The 16,931-nt window shown below is 36.3% G+C and carries 10 protein-coding genes; all 10 read right to left on the bottom strand.

Annotation, left to right across the window (positions count from 1 at the left end):
* On the bottom strand, positions 1 to 1,959 hold the full coding sequence (locus tag ABID42_RS08615; protein WP_367283305.1) for a family 43 glycosylhydrolase: 1,959 nt from the start codon (positions 1,957 to 1,959) through the stop codon (positions 1 to 3).
* A gap of 136 nt (positions 1,960 to 2,095) precedes the next feature.
* Positions 2,096 to 3,664: a glycoside hydrolase family 43 protein gene (locus tag ABID42_RS08610; RefSeq protein ID WP_367283304.1), complete on the bottom strand. Its 1,569-nt coding sequence runs from the start codon at positions 3,662 to 3,664 to the stop codon at positions 2,096 to 2,098.
* Between the two features lie 11 nt (positions 3,665 to 3,675).
* Entirely contained in the window at positions 3,676 to 4,695 is a 1,020-nt protein-coding gene (locus tag ABID42_RS08605) for a glycoside hydrolase family 43 protein (RefSeq protein ID WP_367283303.1), read from the bottom strand.
* Between the two features lie 12 nt (positions 4,696 to 4,707).
* Positions 4,708 to 6,180, bottom strand: a complete 1,473-nt coding sequence (locus ABID42_RS08600; RefSeq protein ID WP_367283302.1) for an MFS transporter — start codon at positions 6,178 to 6,180, stop codon at positions 4,708 to 4,710.
* A gap of 10 nt (positions 6,181 to 6,190) precedes the next feature.
* Positions 6,191 to 7,357, bottom strand: a complete 1,167-nt coding sequence (locus ABID42_RS08595; RefSeq protein WP_367283301.1) for an endo-1,4-beta-xylanase — start codon at positions 7,355 to 7,357, stop codon at positions 6,191 to 6,193.
* A gap of 573 nt (positions 7,358 to 7,930) precedes the next feature.
* Positions 7,931 to 9,448 (bottom strand): hypothetical protein, encoded by a 1,518-nt coding sequence (locus tag ABID42_RS08590; protein ID WP_367283300.1) that lies wholly within the window; start codon positions 9,446 to 9,448, stop codon positions 7,931 to 7,933.
* Positions 9,449 to 9,618: 170 nt separating this feature from the next.
* Positions 9,619 to 10,071 carry a DUF2141 domain-containing protein gene (locus tag ABID42_RS08585; protein ID WP_367283299.1) on the bottom strand — a complete coding sequence of 151 codons (453 nt, stop codon included), beginning with the start codon at positions 10,069 to 10,071 and terminating at the stop codon, positions 9,619 to 9,621.
* 44 nt (positions 10,072 to 10,115) lie between these two features.
* Entirely contained in the window at positions 10,116 to 11,006 is an 891-nt protein-coding gene (locus ABID42_RS08580) for a hydroxypyruvate isomerase family protein (RefSeq protein ID WP_367283298.1), read from the bottom strand.
* A gap of 48 nt (positions 11,007 to 11,054) precedes the next feature.
* Positions 11,055 to 13,958, bottom strand: a complete 2,904-nt coding sequence (locus ABID42_RS08575) for a TonB-dependent receptor domain-containing protein (protein ID WP_367283297.1) — start codon at positions 13,956 to 13,958, stop codon at positions 11,055 to 11,057.
* Between the two features lie 169 nt (positions 13,959 to 14,127).
* Positions 14,128 to 16,920 (bottom strand): beta-galactosidase GalA, encoded by a 2,793-nt coding sequence (gene galA, locus ABID42_RS08570; RefSeq protein WP_367283296.1) that lies wholly within the window; start codon positions 16,918 to 16,920, stop codon positions 14,128 to 14,130.
* Between the last annotated feature and the right edge of the window lie 11 nt (positions 16,921 to 16,931).

Below are 16,931 nucleotides of genomic sequence, written 5' to 3'. Positions count from 1 at the left end.
TTATTTAAACTGGATGCTTTTGATATTTAATAATTTGCTTTGCTCTTTCGGAAATTTGATAAAAATATCGTGATGTTCTGAAATACCTTTTACTTTTTGCGTAACTGTTTTCCAAGAATCATCCGTTGCCGAAAAAGGAATGGTAGCGATTAGTTTGCCTGTACTTAAATCATCAAGCCAAATCTCAATTTTCCCAATGCTTTTTGCCATCAGTTGAACTTGAATTTCCGAAGCAGATTTACTTTTATTACCTAATTCAACTCCTGAAATCATCAGCCAACCTCCTAAATTTGAATCATTTGTAACGGCTTCTTCTTTATCAATTTTCACTTTTTCTACGCCGTAATAATTACTGTATCCAATGGCTGGAAGCTCTGAAAAACCATCTTTGCAGACAAAAAAGTCAAAATCGGCAGATTTCCCTTCGGCAAATAAACCGATACTTGTACCAACCCATGAATTGTATTTTGGTTGAGTTTTATCAAGATTAACAAGACTGATACTTTCTCCAATTTTAACCCAATTCTTGCCATTGGCACTTGCAAAAGCTGTTAAATCATGTTGATTTCTAGTTACCTTTAACCAAGCGATATTTCCAAAAGTGTTTGGAATTGAATACGTTTTTTTGTTGAATTGAAAGATAATTTTCTTGCCATTATCAAAACCACTATAAAGACTTGCGTAAACAGTTTGGTCGCCATTTGTCATATAAAGTCCAGCTTTTTGATTTGATAATGAAGCATTTATATCAACTTTTGTCACGGCTGAATAATAATGGTCAGTTTCTTTTTGTACAATACTTGTTCTAGCACTGTCGGGACTTAAGCGCAACCATCCTTTTCTGGCTTCTAAAGAATATCTATTTGTATTTGCATCTTTTTTACTGAGAAAATGCCAACTTAGTGCCAAAGAAGTTTGGTCAAATTCATCAGAATCTACACTTCTCCACAAAGTTTTGGATGCAGGAAGCGCTGGCTTAACAATCGGCAATGTTGTTGGTGCCATTCCCCAAGGTCTGTCACCTTCCCAAATAACTGGATATAAGGACGTTTGACGACCCAAGCCCGACCAATCGTCGCCATCATATTTTTCATAACTCTGTCCAATAGTCCACCAAGTACCATCAGCCAACTGAATTGGCGCAGAAATATGATTAGGACGACGGAAGCCTGTTTTAGGGTCTGTTATAGGTTTGAAAAATTCGCCAAGTCGCTCCCATTTAGTAGAATCACTGGTAAGAGCGGTAGCTCTAAGTACGTATTGCCCGCCAGAAACATCGCCTGCTGGAAAGTAATAATAATAGCCATTTCGCTTACACATTACTGGGCCTTCTGCCCAACTGTATTGTAGTTTAGCGTTTATCCAATCAAGGTCAATTACAGAAGACGTAAGTTGCCCATCTTTCCCTAATTCTTGCAGACGGTTGGTTTTTTGTCCATTTTTAATAACCATATAAGGCTTTCCATCATCATCTACAAAGATGGAATTATCATAACCTAAAGGACCAGTTTTCGGATTTGACTTTACTTGAACGGGTTCAGTCCAAGGACCTAATGGAGAATCTGCTTTTGAAAACCATTGTCCATTTGCTGAAAAATATATCCAGTAAGAGCCATAAAAATAAGTAATCGCTCCTTGCCAAGTACCAGCAGAAGGTTGGTCGGTTACCCAAGTAGCTTTTTGTGGTGGCAATACTCGGCTGATTACTTTCCAATGAACAAGGTCTTTAGAATGATAAATCGGCATGTAAGGCGTAAAATGGAAACTTGAGCCACAATGATAAAAATCGTCTCCGACTTTTATCATTGTTGGGTCAGGGTGGTCGCCGGGTAAGACTGGATTTACAAAAGTTTTTACTGCATTGTAAAATGAAGCATTATTTTGGGCATAAATCTCATTGGAAATGAGGGAAAATACAATACTTAAAAAAGGGAAGTATTTAAAAATAGTATTTTTCATGTAGGTAAATTTTAACTTATGTATTTAAATAAAATTGGGTTTCTCTTTCACATAAGAAGCCTATTAATTCATTTCTAATGTTTATCAATATTTAAAATCGCATCGACAAACCTTGAAAAACATTAGGCACTACACATTACTTGTTAAAAACAAGTTTGTCTTGTATTTTAAAAAAATCGAAGTCGGCATATCCGCCTACATTTTTAGTTGCATAATTGAATAGCCCAAAACGATAGCCCATAAAATGCGGAATGGTGTAAGGCATTTTGATAGCTTCGCCAATCGGTTTCCAATCTTTAGCATCAAAACTGTAAAAGAAATAACCCTTGTCAGCTCGATTTCTAAAATCACATTCAGTCATTAAAAAAATGGTATTTTGCTTTAATGGCACTTTTTGTACTTCAATAGGTTTTCCAGAAGCATTACTGTACATTACGATTGATTTTTCTCCATGCTCAATTTTCACGCCAACCAAGCCAAAGTCTTTTTGCAAAAGGCTTAATCCAGCAAAATCGCCTTCTTTCATTTTTGAAATATCTAAAGAAGTAATTCCCGAACAAACAGGACCGATTGTTCGCTGAGTAAGTGTGTTTCTGGCTAATACAAAACTGCTATCAATTCTGGCAGTTTTTAATCGTAAAAAACCATTTCGTTCAGTAACAGACCATAAATTATTATCGGGATTATGGTTCCATTGCCAAACCAATGGAAGCGCAGGTTCTCCTTTTTTACGAGTAAATTCATCGGAATTCACAATATTTGGGATTAAACTTTTGTTGGCTGGAAGGTCTAATTTTTCAGGAACTTTACCATTTTCGCCCAATACTGGCCAGCCATCTTCCCATTTTACTGGTACTAAATAGGGAATCCGACCAACTCCACCAAAATCACGAAATAGGTATGAATACCATTTTCCGTCAGGCGTATCAATCAGTCCGCCTTGAGCTACTCCTAAATCTTGCAAACCCACTTTACCTTCCCAAGGTCCTGTAATTTTATCAGCTCGGTGAATTACCACAGTACGCATACCGCCACGAGGCCAAGTAATATTGAAAAGATAATATTTACCATTTACTTTAAAAAGTTGCGAGCCTTCTGCGGGCAAACCACCTTTAGTCCCTGATGGAGTACTGGCATTTTCAATAATTACTTGTTCCGTACTTCCTTCTTTAATACCAGAAACATCAGCATTGAGTTCTACCAATTTGAGTTTTCCACCACCATAAATCAAATAATTTCGACCATCATCGTCAAAAAACAAAGTATGGTCATGATAAGCAGGCTTAAAAGAAATAGCTTTCCAAGGTCCTTTTTCGATGTCTTTAGTCGTATAAATATGTGTTTTGCCAGTAGTTTGTGCAAAAGTCGTTACATAATAAGTACCATTATGAAAGCGCAAGCTACTTGCCCATGAGCCTCTGCCATAAGTACTTTTGCCATTGTTAAGATTCAAATCATCTACATTCGCTAAAGTATCATAAGCATAGCCAATCATTTCCCAATTTACCAAATCCTTTGATTTCATAATAGGCACACCCGGACTCATGTGCATGGTTGTGCTACTCATATAATAAGTATTTCCCACACGAATCATAGCCATATCTGGCACATCAGCAAAAATGATGGGATTTTGCGCCTGCTTTACTTGGGCTAACAAATGTTGACTAAGTATTAATAGTATTGGAAATAAAAATCTCTTTATCATTTAAACTTTATTTAATGAACATAAGGCTCAATTGTCTGAATTTTTCCATCAGCATCATAAGTAATTTCAGTAACTTTTACGCTACGTAAATGCGTAATTCCTTCCGAAAGACTTGAATCATGATAAAATAAATACCATTTGTTATCTACTTCACAAATAGAATGGTGCGTCGTCCAACCAACTACAGGATTCAATATTCTACCTTGATAAGTAAATGGGCCGTAAGGATTATCGCCAGTTGCGTAACAAAGGAAATGTGTATCGCCTGTAGAGTAAGAAAAATAATATTTTCCTTGATAAAAGTGCATCCAAGATGCTTCAAAAAAACGTCTCTCATTGTCACCAGCCAACAATGGATTACCATTCTCATCCAAAATCAATACTTCTTTGGGAGCTTCCGCAAAACCAAGCATATCATCTGTGAGTTTAGCAACTAATGGATTAAGCGCAGCTTCATTTACTTGAGGTTCTTGGTTTTCGACTGAGTATTGATTATTGCGATAGTTCTGAAGTTGTCCGCCCCAAAGTCCACCGAAATACATATAAAAAGAGCCATCTTTGTCTTCAAAAACCGCTGGGTCAATCGAATAACTTCCTTCAATTGGCAAAGGCTCAGCCACAAATGGCCCTACTGGCGAATCAGCCACTGCTACACCAATCTGAAAAATATCATCTGCTTTTTTGGCTGGAAAATACAGATAATATTTCCCATCTTTATGTGCTGCATCTGGAGCCCACATTTGGCGTTCCGCCCACGGAACATCTTTTACATGAAGTGCAACACCGTTATCAAGGGCTTCGCTTGTGATAGAATCCATTGAAATTACATGATAATCTTCCATCGCAAAATGGCTTCCTAAATCATCAAAAGCAATTCCAGCTTCAATATCATGTGAAGGATAAATATAAATTTTGCCGTTGAATACATGCGCCGATGGGTCGGCTGTATAAATATGTTTTACAAGGGGTTGGGAAATTGCCTTGCGATTCAATTCCTCAAAATCAATGTGTTCTATGCTTACTTCTGGCATTTTTCTATAATTTTATGCGTTTCTTCTCTCTTTTAATTCTCTTTCAAGTTTCAATTCCATCGCTTTATCAATCTCATACCAGATGACTAAAATGGCACCTAAAATGAAAATGATTCCCGGATAAATACTTACTGACATTATAATACCCGATACTGCTTCGGCAGTTTGTTCTGCTTTTTCGGCAATATATCCCGACCTCGATAACAAGGTAGCGCCAATAGCACCGCCAATACTTAAACCTGCTTTTAAACCAAAAATCATTGCCGAAAATATAATTGCCGTAGCTCTACGGTTATTTTTCCATTCACTATAATCTGCCACATCGGCAATCATTGCCCATAGTAATGGAATTGTTACACCATAAGTAAAACCATGTAGTAATTGTGTAACAAACACACTTCCGATGGAATCTCTAGCAAAGAAATTAAACAAGATTAAGCACAAGGCCGAAAGTGTAAGGAAAATGCCAAAAACATTACGCTTTCCAAATTTATCTGCCAAAGGTTTTGAAAACATAATGCCGACAATCATCATGATAATTCCACCAGCATTAAATAAACTATTGGCTGAGGTTGGGGCGTCTTCGGGCCATTCAAATTTTCCTAATCCCAAACCTGTAATAAATTGATTTAAGCCTTCGATGAAATGATTAAAGCCTATTTCTTGCAAGAAATTAGCCTGTGCTACAGGATTCAAATAATATTTAAAATAGTAAATATACATTCCGCCTTTTAGCGATAAAGTAATGAATATCAGTACTGTTAAAGCAAGCATAATTACCCAAGGGCGATTTTTCACTAAATCTGAAAGGTCTTGTGTTACGCTACTTTTCTCTTGTTTGGTAGGAACTACTCTTTCTCTAGTAGTAAGAAATGTAATTAAAAAACAGGCGACGCCAACTGTAGCAAAGAAAAACATTACTTTTTCAAAACCAACAGCTTTGTCGCCATGTCCAAGTGAAATAGCCAGAGGTAATAATAAAGATTGAATGATAAATTGTGCGACCATCACTGCCACAAATCTATACGACGATAAACTGTTGCGATCGGCCATATCGCCTGTCATCACGCCACTTAAAGCTGAGTAAGGTAAATTATTCGCAGAATAAACAAGTACTAATGATAAATAGGTAATTAATGCGTAAATCACTTTACCATCTTCGCTAAAATTAGGCGTGGAGAATGCTAAAAGTGCTATTACGCCAAAAGGAATAGAAGTCCAAAGTATCCACGGACGAAATTTTCCCCAACGAGTACTGGTTCTATCGGCAATTAAACCCATTGCTACATTGAAAAATGCGCCAATGATTCCTCCAATAAAAATCACTAAACTGGCTTTTCCTGCAGGTATTTTATAGACATCTGTATAAAAATATGCTAAAAAAGTCATTAATGTTTGAAATATCAAATTGGCGGCTAAGTCACCAAGACTGTAGCCAATTTTTTCCAAAACCGATAGTTTTTGTACCTCTTTATTTGTGTTCATCGTTGTTAAATTATTTTGCAGTTTTTAGATTCAATACAGCCTGATATGCTTTTTTAGGCTCTAAAGCTCTATCGAACAACAAAGGATAATTGGTACGATTGCGAATTGGGAAGCCATTTAACCATGAGTGACTATCGTTAACTCCCCAAAAAGTTACTCTACTAATTTTATCTCTGTGCTTCAAGAAAAGCTTGAAAATGTCAGTATAACGATTGGCTAGAGCTGTCTGAACTGAATCGGGTAAAGCATCTTTGTAAGGATTCATTTCAGGGCTTTCTGCAAATCGTTGATTAACATCAGCCCCTCGTAAATCCCAAGGGTTAGGTAATACAGTAAGGTCTAGTTCGGTGAAAGCCACCTTGATGCCTAATTGTGAAAATTCAATGATTGAGTCTTCAATGTCTTTTAGATTAAGTGTTTTAATACTCCAATGCCCTTGAATACCCACTCCGTCTATTTTTGTGCCACTTGCTTGCAATTTTTTGATAAGTTCAATCGCTCCTTTTCGTTTGGCTGGTTGTTCAATATTATAATCATTATAATACAAAGCCGCATTTGGGTCGGCTTTGGCAGCCAATTCAAAGGCTTCTTTGATGTAGCCTTCTCCTAGTTTATTCAAAAAAACTGATTTTCGTAATGTTCCGTCTTCATTCAATGCCTCATTCACAACATCCCAACTATTGATTTTCCCCGCATACCTTCCTGCAACCGTATTAATATGTTCGGTCATAAATATACGTACAGAGTCAGCACTTTTAATTTTACCGACAAAAGTTGGTAATTGTGAATGCCAAACCAAAGTATGTCCCACCACATACATATCATTTTTCTGACCATACTCAACGTATTTATCCGCTAAATCAAAATTATAACGATTGGGAGCTGGGTGAATTAACTGAGATTTCATGATGTTCTCAGGAGTAATCGCATTAAATTCTCGCTTAATCAACACATTTGCTTTTTCATTTCTTTCGAGAATATGTTCTGTACCTAAAGCTGTGCCTATCAGAAAATCTTCTTGATAAGCCGATTTTAGCGATTGTGTTTTGTTCTGACTAAAAGACAGATGAGTAGATAAAGCACAAAGCAATAATGTGCTATAAATAGGTTTTGTTATTTTATAATAATTCATAATTTTTGATAAATATGCTAATTGATGATTCGTTTTTATAAACATTATGTTTAATTCCATTCCTTAAATCCAACTTTATTCTTTTGAAAATAATTTTAGAGAAAAACTGCTCCAAATAAGAAATCTGGAGCAGTCCAAGAATCTAATAATCAGTCTTTACAAAAAAGTTCTGAGAGAATTTAGAGCAGTCATTTTTACAATTAAAAAGAGAAATAGAAATAAGATGGTTGTTTTTTTTCATGAGATTGTTAAATATGATTGCTTTTATCTGAATGTCTTTTTTGAGGATGTAAAGTAAGCAAATCAATAAAAAATTAAGTAGCACATATCATCATATCTCCACTCCAAATGTTCAGTGAACGTAAAATTGTGAAATAAACACCCTAAATATTACTAAAATCAGACCAAAATCTAGGAAATGTGTAGGAAAACAGAAAGGAAGTATAGTAAAGAAGTAATTTTAAGACTAGGACATCAGGAATGTAATTATTGAGCGAGAACGCTACTTTGTGTAGATTTTCTGTGATTTAAAAGGCAAGATTAACTTTGGATAGCAAATGAATATTGAATTTGCAATATTCATTTGCTATCCATAAAATTTAAGATTTCGGTAAACGCCTAAATCTTAGAAAAAGTCAGAAAAGCAATACTATGAGCAGGCAATTGAACATTTCCATTTTTCAATGTTTCTCCTTTGATGCTTGGAATTGTATCATCCTTTGTAAGCATAAGCTCTTTTCCATTCAGTTTTACTTTTTTAGTAAGCAGTTCATCAGCGGTAAGTAAATAGATTTTCCCGCCAGAAGGTACTTCAATGGAAGCTACTGCATCATTGGTATTCACCACTAAAACAGCTCTACCATCTGATTTTCCTTTTAAATTATGGGTGAAAATATCTACTCCATTCGTTGACGTTCCTGCTTCATATACTTGTGTTCCCATCAATTTATTCCACAATAATGCTGCCCAATAGTTCGGTCTTGGATTGTGCGTGTCATGGTCGAGTAAAGCATATTCGCTTCGTGCAAGAGTATTATGCATCACTACTTGTACTCCTTTTTTGGCAAGTCGCCCCAATTGTTCTAAATAACGGAAAGTATCAATATAAGTCGCCGCCATTGGGTTACCACCACAAGCTGTTTCAGCTGTTTCTGTCAACCAAATCGGAGTATTCGGCATATATTTATCTCTGGTATTTTGATAAAACTCAAGCCCTTTTTCTGTTTTACTCAACCATTCGTTGCTCAGTGCCATCGCTGGTTTTTGTCCACCCATACAGCGTTGTGAAACCGTTCCATAGTAGTGATAAGTAAATACCTCAAAAGTGGGTTTTGGCGAAGCACCCAAAATTTTATCAACAGGAATATCTAAGCCTGATGGCAAAATTCCACCTTCGCCAGTAGAACCTGGTCCAAGAATTTTCATATTAGGAAATTCTTTTTTAGAGAATTCTTCAAATACAGAAAAATCTTTAGCGAAACTATCGCCATTATAGCCTTTAGGCGCATCTCCGTGACTGGCATGTGAAGGTTCATTAAACATTTCTGCGGCAACGATTTCACCCCCAATAGATTTTGTATAATCCATAATAGATTTTACATATTTGGGTGTCCAGTTGCCCTCTTTATCTCTTACGCCACTACTTATTGGAAATGAACTTACCAATTTACCATCAACAGCTTTGCAAAAATCAACCACGCCTTTCCACTGACTACGAGTAAGGATATTTTTAAAACCTTCAGGTGGGCTTACTAATTGAGCTTCGTCATTATCCTGAAAATAAATAGCATTTGCCCATGTTCCACTAACTCGCACGTAAGTTGGACCTAAAGCAGAAGCTAAATTTCTAAGTTTTTTTTCATACAGATTGATAGGTTCTATTTTCCACTTCAAGGCAGCAAAACCTGTTTTCTTTGAAGTTTTTCTGACAGAATCTATCAAATTGTAAGGAATCCAGAAATCACCACCAATTACTTCGCACATTTCTACATTAAAAGATTGATAACGTTCGTCCACTTTACCTATCAATTTCATTTGCTTTAGGTTGATAGCATTGTTCGTTGTTTGAGCAAATGATGATGATAGGGCAAGTCCCGATAGCATGCTTATACCCAAGAAAAACTGTTTTATTTTCATGATTTTGAGATTTATAATTTTGGAATATTTATTCTTATTTAACAAGTTCCAGCTTTACTGTTCCCAATAAGCCAGCAGGCAATAAAGGAGCATCTGGTTGAGCATCACCAATAATGAGTATCATCATTATTTTGATATGATTACAATTCAGAAAGTATAAAATCAACAGTCTATAAGTATTTTACTTTAATCTGAACGTTATTGATGCCATTATTTAAGTTGAGTTTGAATTCTTCAAAGCTCACTCTTTTTAGCGATTGCATATAATAATTAGAAAAACCAAAGCCTTCTTTTGGCATCCTAAGAAAATTCTTATCCATGTCTTCATTGCTGTTCTCATCATCTAAAATGACAATCCCACATACTCCAACATCTAAAGTGCATTTCAATTCTAATGAACCATTAATAAGGTCTTTTTTATCAAATTTGATTTTTTTGTAAGGGTTTTCCTTGGCAAAGCTTTCACTATTTTTAAAAGTACTTAGTACAATCTGACCTTTTTTGGATTTAATTCCTGAAACATTAATATTAACAGTAGCATGCTGACCAAATGAAATTATACTTGAAAAGATAAAGTATAATCCCAAGCATAAGCTTAGATAAAAGGATTTTCTGATTTTCATAATTCTTAAAATTCCCAAAGATTATAGAGTAAAGATTATTTCGTTTAAACATCACAAAGCATAACACCTTGCTTTAGCGATGCAATTTTATCGGCTCGTTTAGGAATAAATTCCTGAGCGACAAAGCCTTTATAGCCTGTTTCTAAGATAGCTTCCATAATAGCAGGATAATTCAATTCTTGTGAAGCGTCTATTTCATGTCTGCCCGGTACTCCGCCAGTATGATAATGTCCAAAATATTGATGATACTTTTTGATGGTAGCAATAATATCACCGTCCATAATTTGAGCATGATAGATGTCATACACAATTTTGAAATTAGGAGAATCTATTTTTTTACACAGCTCAACTGCCCATTCGGTATGGTCACACATATAATTAGGGTGATCTACTTTACTATTGAGTAATTCAATCATGATATTAATGCCTTTTTTCTCAGCATAAGGCATCAGTTTTCTGATTCCGATGGCACAGTTTTCCAACCCTTGTTGGTCTGTAATACTTGTATCTCTATTTCCCGAAAAACAAATTACATTTTTGAAACCAGCTTTGGCTGTTTCATCAATGAGGTAATGATAGAATTTCGTCAACCCTTCATGGTTTTCGATTTTATTCCAAGCTTTTTCGATACCCCAACCTTGCCCGATACCCGATACCATACCGCAAACAAGATTGTGCTTTTTTAGCGTAGGAAAAGTATCCACCGTGAGGATTTCTACAGACTGAATCCCCATTTCTTTGGAAACAATACAAAGTTCATCCAAAGACATAGGATTAAAAACCCAGTGACAAACCGAATGGTTGATACGACCTTTAAGTTTGTTACTTTGTTCGGTTTCTGCTGCATGAAGTTGGTTTTTGATAGAACCAACCGTTGTTGCCAAGGCTGTTGCTCCGATAATTTTTTTCATGATATTTCTACGAGAATTGTTCATGATAAAGATAGCTATTAAATTAGGGAGAGTTGTAGCTCTCCCTAAACATTAAAATTTATAACTTAAAGTCAAAAAGTAAGCCCTTGGCGGTAAGGATGTGGTGTTGAATATTGCATTAGGATTGGCTTCAATTGAAGCTTTTGTAACGCCTTGAGTATTCAAAGCCGCAGGAAAACCACCAGTGCCAGCCCAGCCCATTACACCATAATTATTGAAAACATTGTTGATATTAGCTTGAACCGATAAATGTTGGTTTACATTATAGCCTAAGTTGATATTGGTTTGTGTAAAGGCTGGCAAGTAAAATGCGTTGGCAATATTAGCTTGTCTTTTTCCCATGTAAGTCATATCAACTGATGCAAAAAACGTAGTTGAATTCCAATAAGGCGAGATTCTTGCTAAAGCTCTTGGTACGTTTTCATTTTCATTTCCTGAATAACTCACTACTTTATCATCAGCTTTACCGTTGCCATTTAATGCCCAAACGTTATAGTCCACCGCAGTTGATTTTTGGAATGTAACATTTCCTCTGATACCGACATTTTTAGTTACTGCATAATTGCCCTCTAATTCCACACCGACTGTTTCAGCTTTATTATAAAGTACTTCTGTAGAATAAGCCGTTGAAGCCTCGGCGGTTTCTTGTCCATAAGCTTGCTGTGGCACATTCCCCAAAATACTATAGAAAGGAGTAATGAATATACTCAGCTTATCTCTTCTAATTTTAGCTCCCATCTCAAACATCTGGGTAGATTGAGCGATTGGATTTAAGAAATTTGAATTTGATGCTGTATTGATAGAAAGATAAATACTAACATCTGGAGCTTTTTTACCTAATGAATAACGACCGTATAAAGCAAAATCATCGTTTACTTTATAATTCAAACCTGATGAAAATGAAGTAGTCGTTACTGTTTTGTCGTAGTCGTATTTTGAAGTAATCTTACCTGCGGTATTGTCATAAAGCGTTAATGGGTCGCCATCTGTTCCACCATTTGGTAAATTATAAATAGTACCAATTTGGTTTGTACCTTTCACTCTAATGCTTTCATAACGGATTCCCCAGTCAAAATTAAGTTTCGGTGATACCTCCCAATTATGTCCTAAAAATACGGCTGCCTGATTGAACGTTACATCAAACAAACTAGCGGCAGTACTTCTATTACTTCCACCAACGATACCGTCAGGATTAGTCAGTTTTTGAATTTGACCTGTCGCAGGGTCTGTAAAAGTAATTACGGTGGCTCTTGGGTAAGTAGGAAGCATTTGAGTAAATGCTGTCCCAGCTCCTGTTGTAGTTCTACTGATGTCTGAAGCAACATAATACAAACCACCTGAGAAACTCATTTTGTCAATTTTCTTTGTAATTGTTAATTGCTCTACCAATTCCTTTACTTTATTATCCGTCACAACCAATGGGTTGAAAACCAAAGAATTTGCTTGAATTTCTGCTCCCGGCAAAGCACCTGTTGGGGTGAATTTTAAACCAGTCGCTCCAAATCCTTGGTTAACCGTTAGCAATGTTTGACCCGTGGCTGCATCTGAAAAAGTGAAAAGTCCAAATTTTGGCACCCAACCATTAAGTCCATAAAAAGTAACGCCATCGACGGCGAAAGGAAAAGGTACTTGGGTACTGTTCCAATATGAACTTTTATCCGAAACCCTAATTTTGTTATCAATATTCCAGCCTTTGCCTAAATCAAAATCAGCATTCAAGCCAATAGAAAATTCTTTATTATGAATCTTATCCGCAGAATTAAAGGTTTGCAGCGTTTTTGAATCATTCAAATAATAAGTGGCTTTAATAGGAGGTAATAAAAATGATGTATTTTCAGTTACACCCGGTGCCAATCTTGGATTATTAAAGTCAACAGTTGGTAAAAAATCGTTAAAAGAGTTTTTATCATCAAGATATTTTACGTACAATTTCAGAGAGCCACTACCAAGATGTTTTATCAAATTTGCTTTGAATTGTCCTCCGTTATTGAGTGGATAACCCGAATATCTTGGTCCATCATTTTGTCTATAAAAGCCTCCCATATTAAAATAAAGGCTATTTGATTTACCAATTGGACCGCCAATATTGGCATCCATTCTGTAATATGGATTGGCGGCTTTATTACCTTCTAAGCCATATTTTGCTCTCACTTCAGCCTTTAATTCAGAAGTACCCGTTTTGGAAACGTAGTTGAAAATCCCGCCCGGAGCGTTGTTACCTAAAATAGAGGCTGTTCCACCACGCACGGCTTCTACTTTACTCAAAGTAAGGTCTGGTCTGAGAAAAAAGTCTGGCGCATAATTGGTGTATTGAGCTCCCGTAACTGGAAGTCCGTCTTCTTGCATCGAAACATAATAATACCCGTTTACGCCACCAAAACCACGAGACGAAACTTCGTTTTTGATTTCACCAGCGGCTGAATTCACGAAAATTCCGGGAATATTTTTTAAAATCTCAGCTGAACTTGTGGGTGCTTGCAATTCAATCTGTTTTGAATTCAAGACTGAAATGGCTACTGAAGATTCCATTCTGGTACGTTTATCAAATACGCCCGTAACGATTACTTGGTCTAATGAAGCAATATCTTCTTTTAAAACGATATTGATGATTTTCTGATTTCCCACTACAATATCTTGCGAGCTATAGCCTATCATCGTGACCATTAAAACACTATTTGCATCAGGCACATCAAGCGTAAACTTACCATTGTTATCGGTAATTGTTCCCAAACGAGTTCCTTTTACAAGGATTGAAGCCCCAATTAAGGGTTCATTTTTTTCATCTTTAATGGTACCAGTTATTGTTTCCTTCACTGAATTCACTGAAGAGTTAGCAACGTTTAATTCGTGCTTTGCCGAAGCTAAAGCAGGCATTAAAGTAGTGCCAATAAGCACTATTCCTTGAAATACAATTGATTTCAAGGCTTGTAAACATGAGTAATGAGTTTTTTTCATACTTTTGTACGTTTTGTTTTTGGGTTAAAGAATAAAACAAGCATTTCTCTCTTGTTTTGGTGGCCAGACCAAAACAGAGTATCAAAAGCCAGTGATTATGCCAGTAATCATTGGCTTTTTTTGTACTCAAATTCAATGAATTTTGGAGTATTCCCGTTATGGATTTCTACTACTCAATGGTAACAAGTCCGCCTAAACCTGCTCGTTGATTTTTTTCTGTTTCTATCAATACCACCAATTTGTAGCTTTTATTTTGCCCATTAAATGGTACGCTTATCGTTGTACTTTCGTTATGATCTTTTTTGAAAATCAATTGATTATCTAACCAAAATTCAGCTTTCCCAACAAGATTTTTGAAGACTAATTTTCTTTCTTTTGAACCATCGTTTAAGCTAAAGTTGGTTCGTAGTAGGGCATATTTCCCTTCGGTAAATAATTGTAATTGAGCTGATTTAGTCGGCAACCAAGAATTCATATCATTCTCTGCTACTTCTTGTGTTGGGTTAGGTTTATTATCCGAAAATGCACTGATATGCCATTCATTCAACTCAACAACCGAATTAATCACTTTTACAAATGGAATAATGGTCGCTTTTCTCACAGGAATTTTCAGACTAAATGGCTTTAAACTTTCTGCACTGGCCAACAATTCTATCCTATTCGTATCTTCATCAGCTTGTACAATTACTTGTGCCAATCCATTAAAAAGACTTCGCTGATTGACTTTTTCTAATTCGTGTGAGTTGGGATTTCCATTACCAACACCAATAATTTTTCCGCTCCCTTTAATTGTGAATTGAATAAGGTTTTGAGCCGTAGGAACTTCTCTCCCTTTTTTATCCAACACTTTTACAGTAATTGGCATAGCATCTTGTCCATCACCATTTAAAAATGAGCGGTCTGGAATAAGCTGTACCGCAAAAGGTTCATCACTCGTTTCTACTTTTGTTCTGCTTACTTCTTTCCCATTTTTATAGCCGACAGCTTCCAGTTTTCCTTTTTGATAAGGAACAGAAAAAGTATTCATTTCATATTTATCAACCTTTTGTCCAGCTATCATTTTACCATTCAAGAGTAATTTCAAACTATCTGCATTACTCATTACCATTACTTTAATGGCTTTGCCAACGCTATCAGCCCAATTCCAATGTGGTGCGATATGGATAATTGGTTTATCTTTTATCCATTGAGCTTGGTGAATGTAAAAGGCTGTTTTGGGAAATCCGCATAAATCCATCGCTCCAAAAAACGAACTTGCCGAAGGCCAAGTAAAAGGCGATGGTTCGCCTCGATAATCAAAACCTGTCCAAACGAAAGCTCCCGCTAAAAAAGGACGTTCGGCAATGGCTTTCCAAGCGTTGCGATGCGTAGCTCCCCAAATGGCTTTTTCAGAATCATAAGCATCAATGATATTTTTGGCTTTGTCGGTTTTGTATTCTCCTCTTACCTGAAAAGCCGAAACATCTTCTGAACTTGTTAACTTCATTGTTGGGTTTTCTTTATGAAAACGGTCATACGATTGCATTTGGTAATTAAAACCCACAACATCAACCGCTTGCGATACATTTTTGAAAGCAAATAAACCGCCATTCATCGCTGCGGTAACGGGACGAGTATCATCCAAACTTTTTACTTCGGCATTCATTCTTCGCACCATTTCGTAGCCTTGTTCAGAGCCTTGCATGGGTTCTTCATTGAAAACCGACCAAAGAATAATACTTGGATGATTTCGGTCACGACGTACCATCCAACGTAATTGATTCATGTATTCGGGCGAAATATTAAAGTTTCGGTTTTCATCCATCACCATGATTCCCATTTTGTCACACAAATCCAAAAACTCAACAGAAGGCGGATGATGCGAGCAACGATAAGCATTCACCCCCATTTCTTTCAATTTTCGTAACCTAAACTCAACAATAGATTCTGGCACAGCTACACCCACACCCGCATGGTCTTGATGATTACAAACCCCTTGAATTTTAATATTTTTATCATTCAAGAAAAAACCTGAATCAGCATCAAAACGAATAGTTCTAAAACCACAATTTGTAACAACAGAATCAAGAATAGAATCACCTTGTTTTACAATGGTTTTTACTTGGTATAGATATGGGTTTTCGAGTGTCCATAAAGTTGGGTTATCTACGGAAAGATTTAGATTTAACACTTCTTTCTTCAATATTCCTATTTCATTTTGAGTGTTTTGGCTAACCAAAGTTTTCCCTTTCGCATCCAAAACACTTACTTCAATATTGGCTTTAGTTGTACTTGTAGCACTGTTTTCAAGGGTAATTTCTACTGGTAATTTCCAAGTATTTTCTATTTTGATAGGTTGTGCGTACACCCCATCGGTAACAATATGTAGGGGCGAACGTTTCAAGAGCCAAGTATGGCGGTAAATCCCAGCTCCTTCGTACCACCAGCCTTCTTGAGCATCCGCATCAACACGTACAGCCAGTGTGTTTACTTCGTCCCCGTATTTTGCTAAAGCAGTTATATCCAAATACATAGAAGTATAACCGCAAAAATTTCTATGAATTAATATACCGTTCAACCAAATGGTTGCATGAGTAGCGATGCCATCAAATTGAATTTCAAGATGTTTCCCTTTATCAGTAGCTTCTAATTTGAATTGACGACGATACCAGCCAATGCCACGTTTGCGGTAACCTTGAGAAACATTTTCGTTTTTATCAAATTCTCCTTCTACTTCCCAATCGTGGGGTAGCATAATACTTTGCCAAGTTTTATCGTTAAAATTGGCTGAAGCCGCCGCTGTTGCTCCAGCAGCTTTTGCATTATTATAACTTTCACGATGTCCTTTTACAATTGGGAAAGGAATATCACCTTTAAAAAATTTCCAGCCTTTATCAAGTGAAAGTTTTTCAGAAGTAGTCTGCCCCTCTCCTTTCCACGAAAGTATTAATAAGAGAAGCAGTAAAAAAAGATTTCTTTTCATAGCGTATTTCG

Origin of the sequence: Arcicella rosea, from assembly GCF_040543805.1 — a bacterium.
In the GTDB taxonomy this organism is placed as follows: Bacteria; Bacteroidota; Bacteroidia; order Cytophagales; family Spirosomataceae; genus Arcicella; species Arcicella rosea.
The sequence above is the reverse complement of the archived record's forward strand: the minus strand, read 5'-3'. Positions and strand labels throughout refer to the sequence as shown.

What these genes read in the sequence shown, in the direction of transcription:
- ABID42_RS08590 (WP_367283300.1), bottom strand. Translation starts at nt 9,448, where the DNA reads ATGAAAATAAAACAGTTTTTCTTGGGTATAAGCATGCTATCGGGACTT.
- ABID42_RS08610 (WP_367283304.1), bottom strand. Translation starts at nt 3,664, where the DNA reads ATGATAAAGAGATTTTTATTTCCAATACTATTAATACTTAGTCAACAT.
- ABID42_RS08605 (WP_367283303.1), bottom strand. Translation starts at nt 4,695, where the DNA reads ATGCCAGAAGTAAGCATAGAACACATTGATTTTGAGGAATTGAATCGC.
- galA (WP_367283296.1), bottom strand. Translation starts at nt 16,920, where the DNA reads ATGAAAAGAAATCTTTTTTTACTGCTTCTCTTATTAATACTTTCGTGG.
- ABID42_RS08615 (WP_367283305.1), bottom strand. Translation starts at nt 1,959, where the DNA reads ATGAAAAATACTATTTTTAAATACTTCCCTTTTTTAAGTATTGTATTT.
- ABID42_RS08600 (WP_367283302.1), bottom strand. Translation starts at nt 6,180, where the DNA reads ATGAACACAAATAAAGAGGTACAAAAACTATCGGTTTTGGAAAAAATT.
- ABID42_RS08575 (WP_367283297.1), bottom strand. Translation starts at nt 13,958, where the DNA reads ATGAAAAAAACTCATTACTCATGTTTACAAGCCTTGAAATCAATTGTA.
- ABID42_RS08580 (WP_367283298.1), bottom strand. Translation starts at nt 11,006, where the DNA reads ATGAACAATTCTCGTAGAAATATCATGAAAAAAATTATCGGAGCAACA.
- ABID42_RS08595 (WP_367283301.1), bottom strand. Translation starts at nt 7,357, where the DNA reads ATGTTTATAAAAACGAATCATCAATTAGCATATTTATCAAAAATTATG.
- ABID42_RS08585 (WP_367283299.1), bottom strand. Translation starts at nt 10,071, where the DNA reads ATGAAAATCAGAAAATCCTTTTATCTAAGCTTATGCTTGGGATTATAC.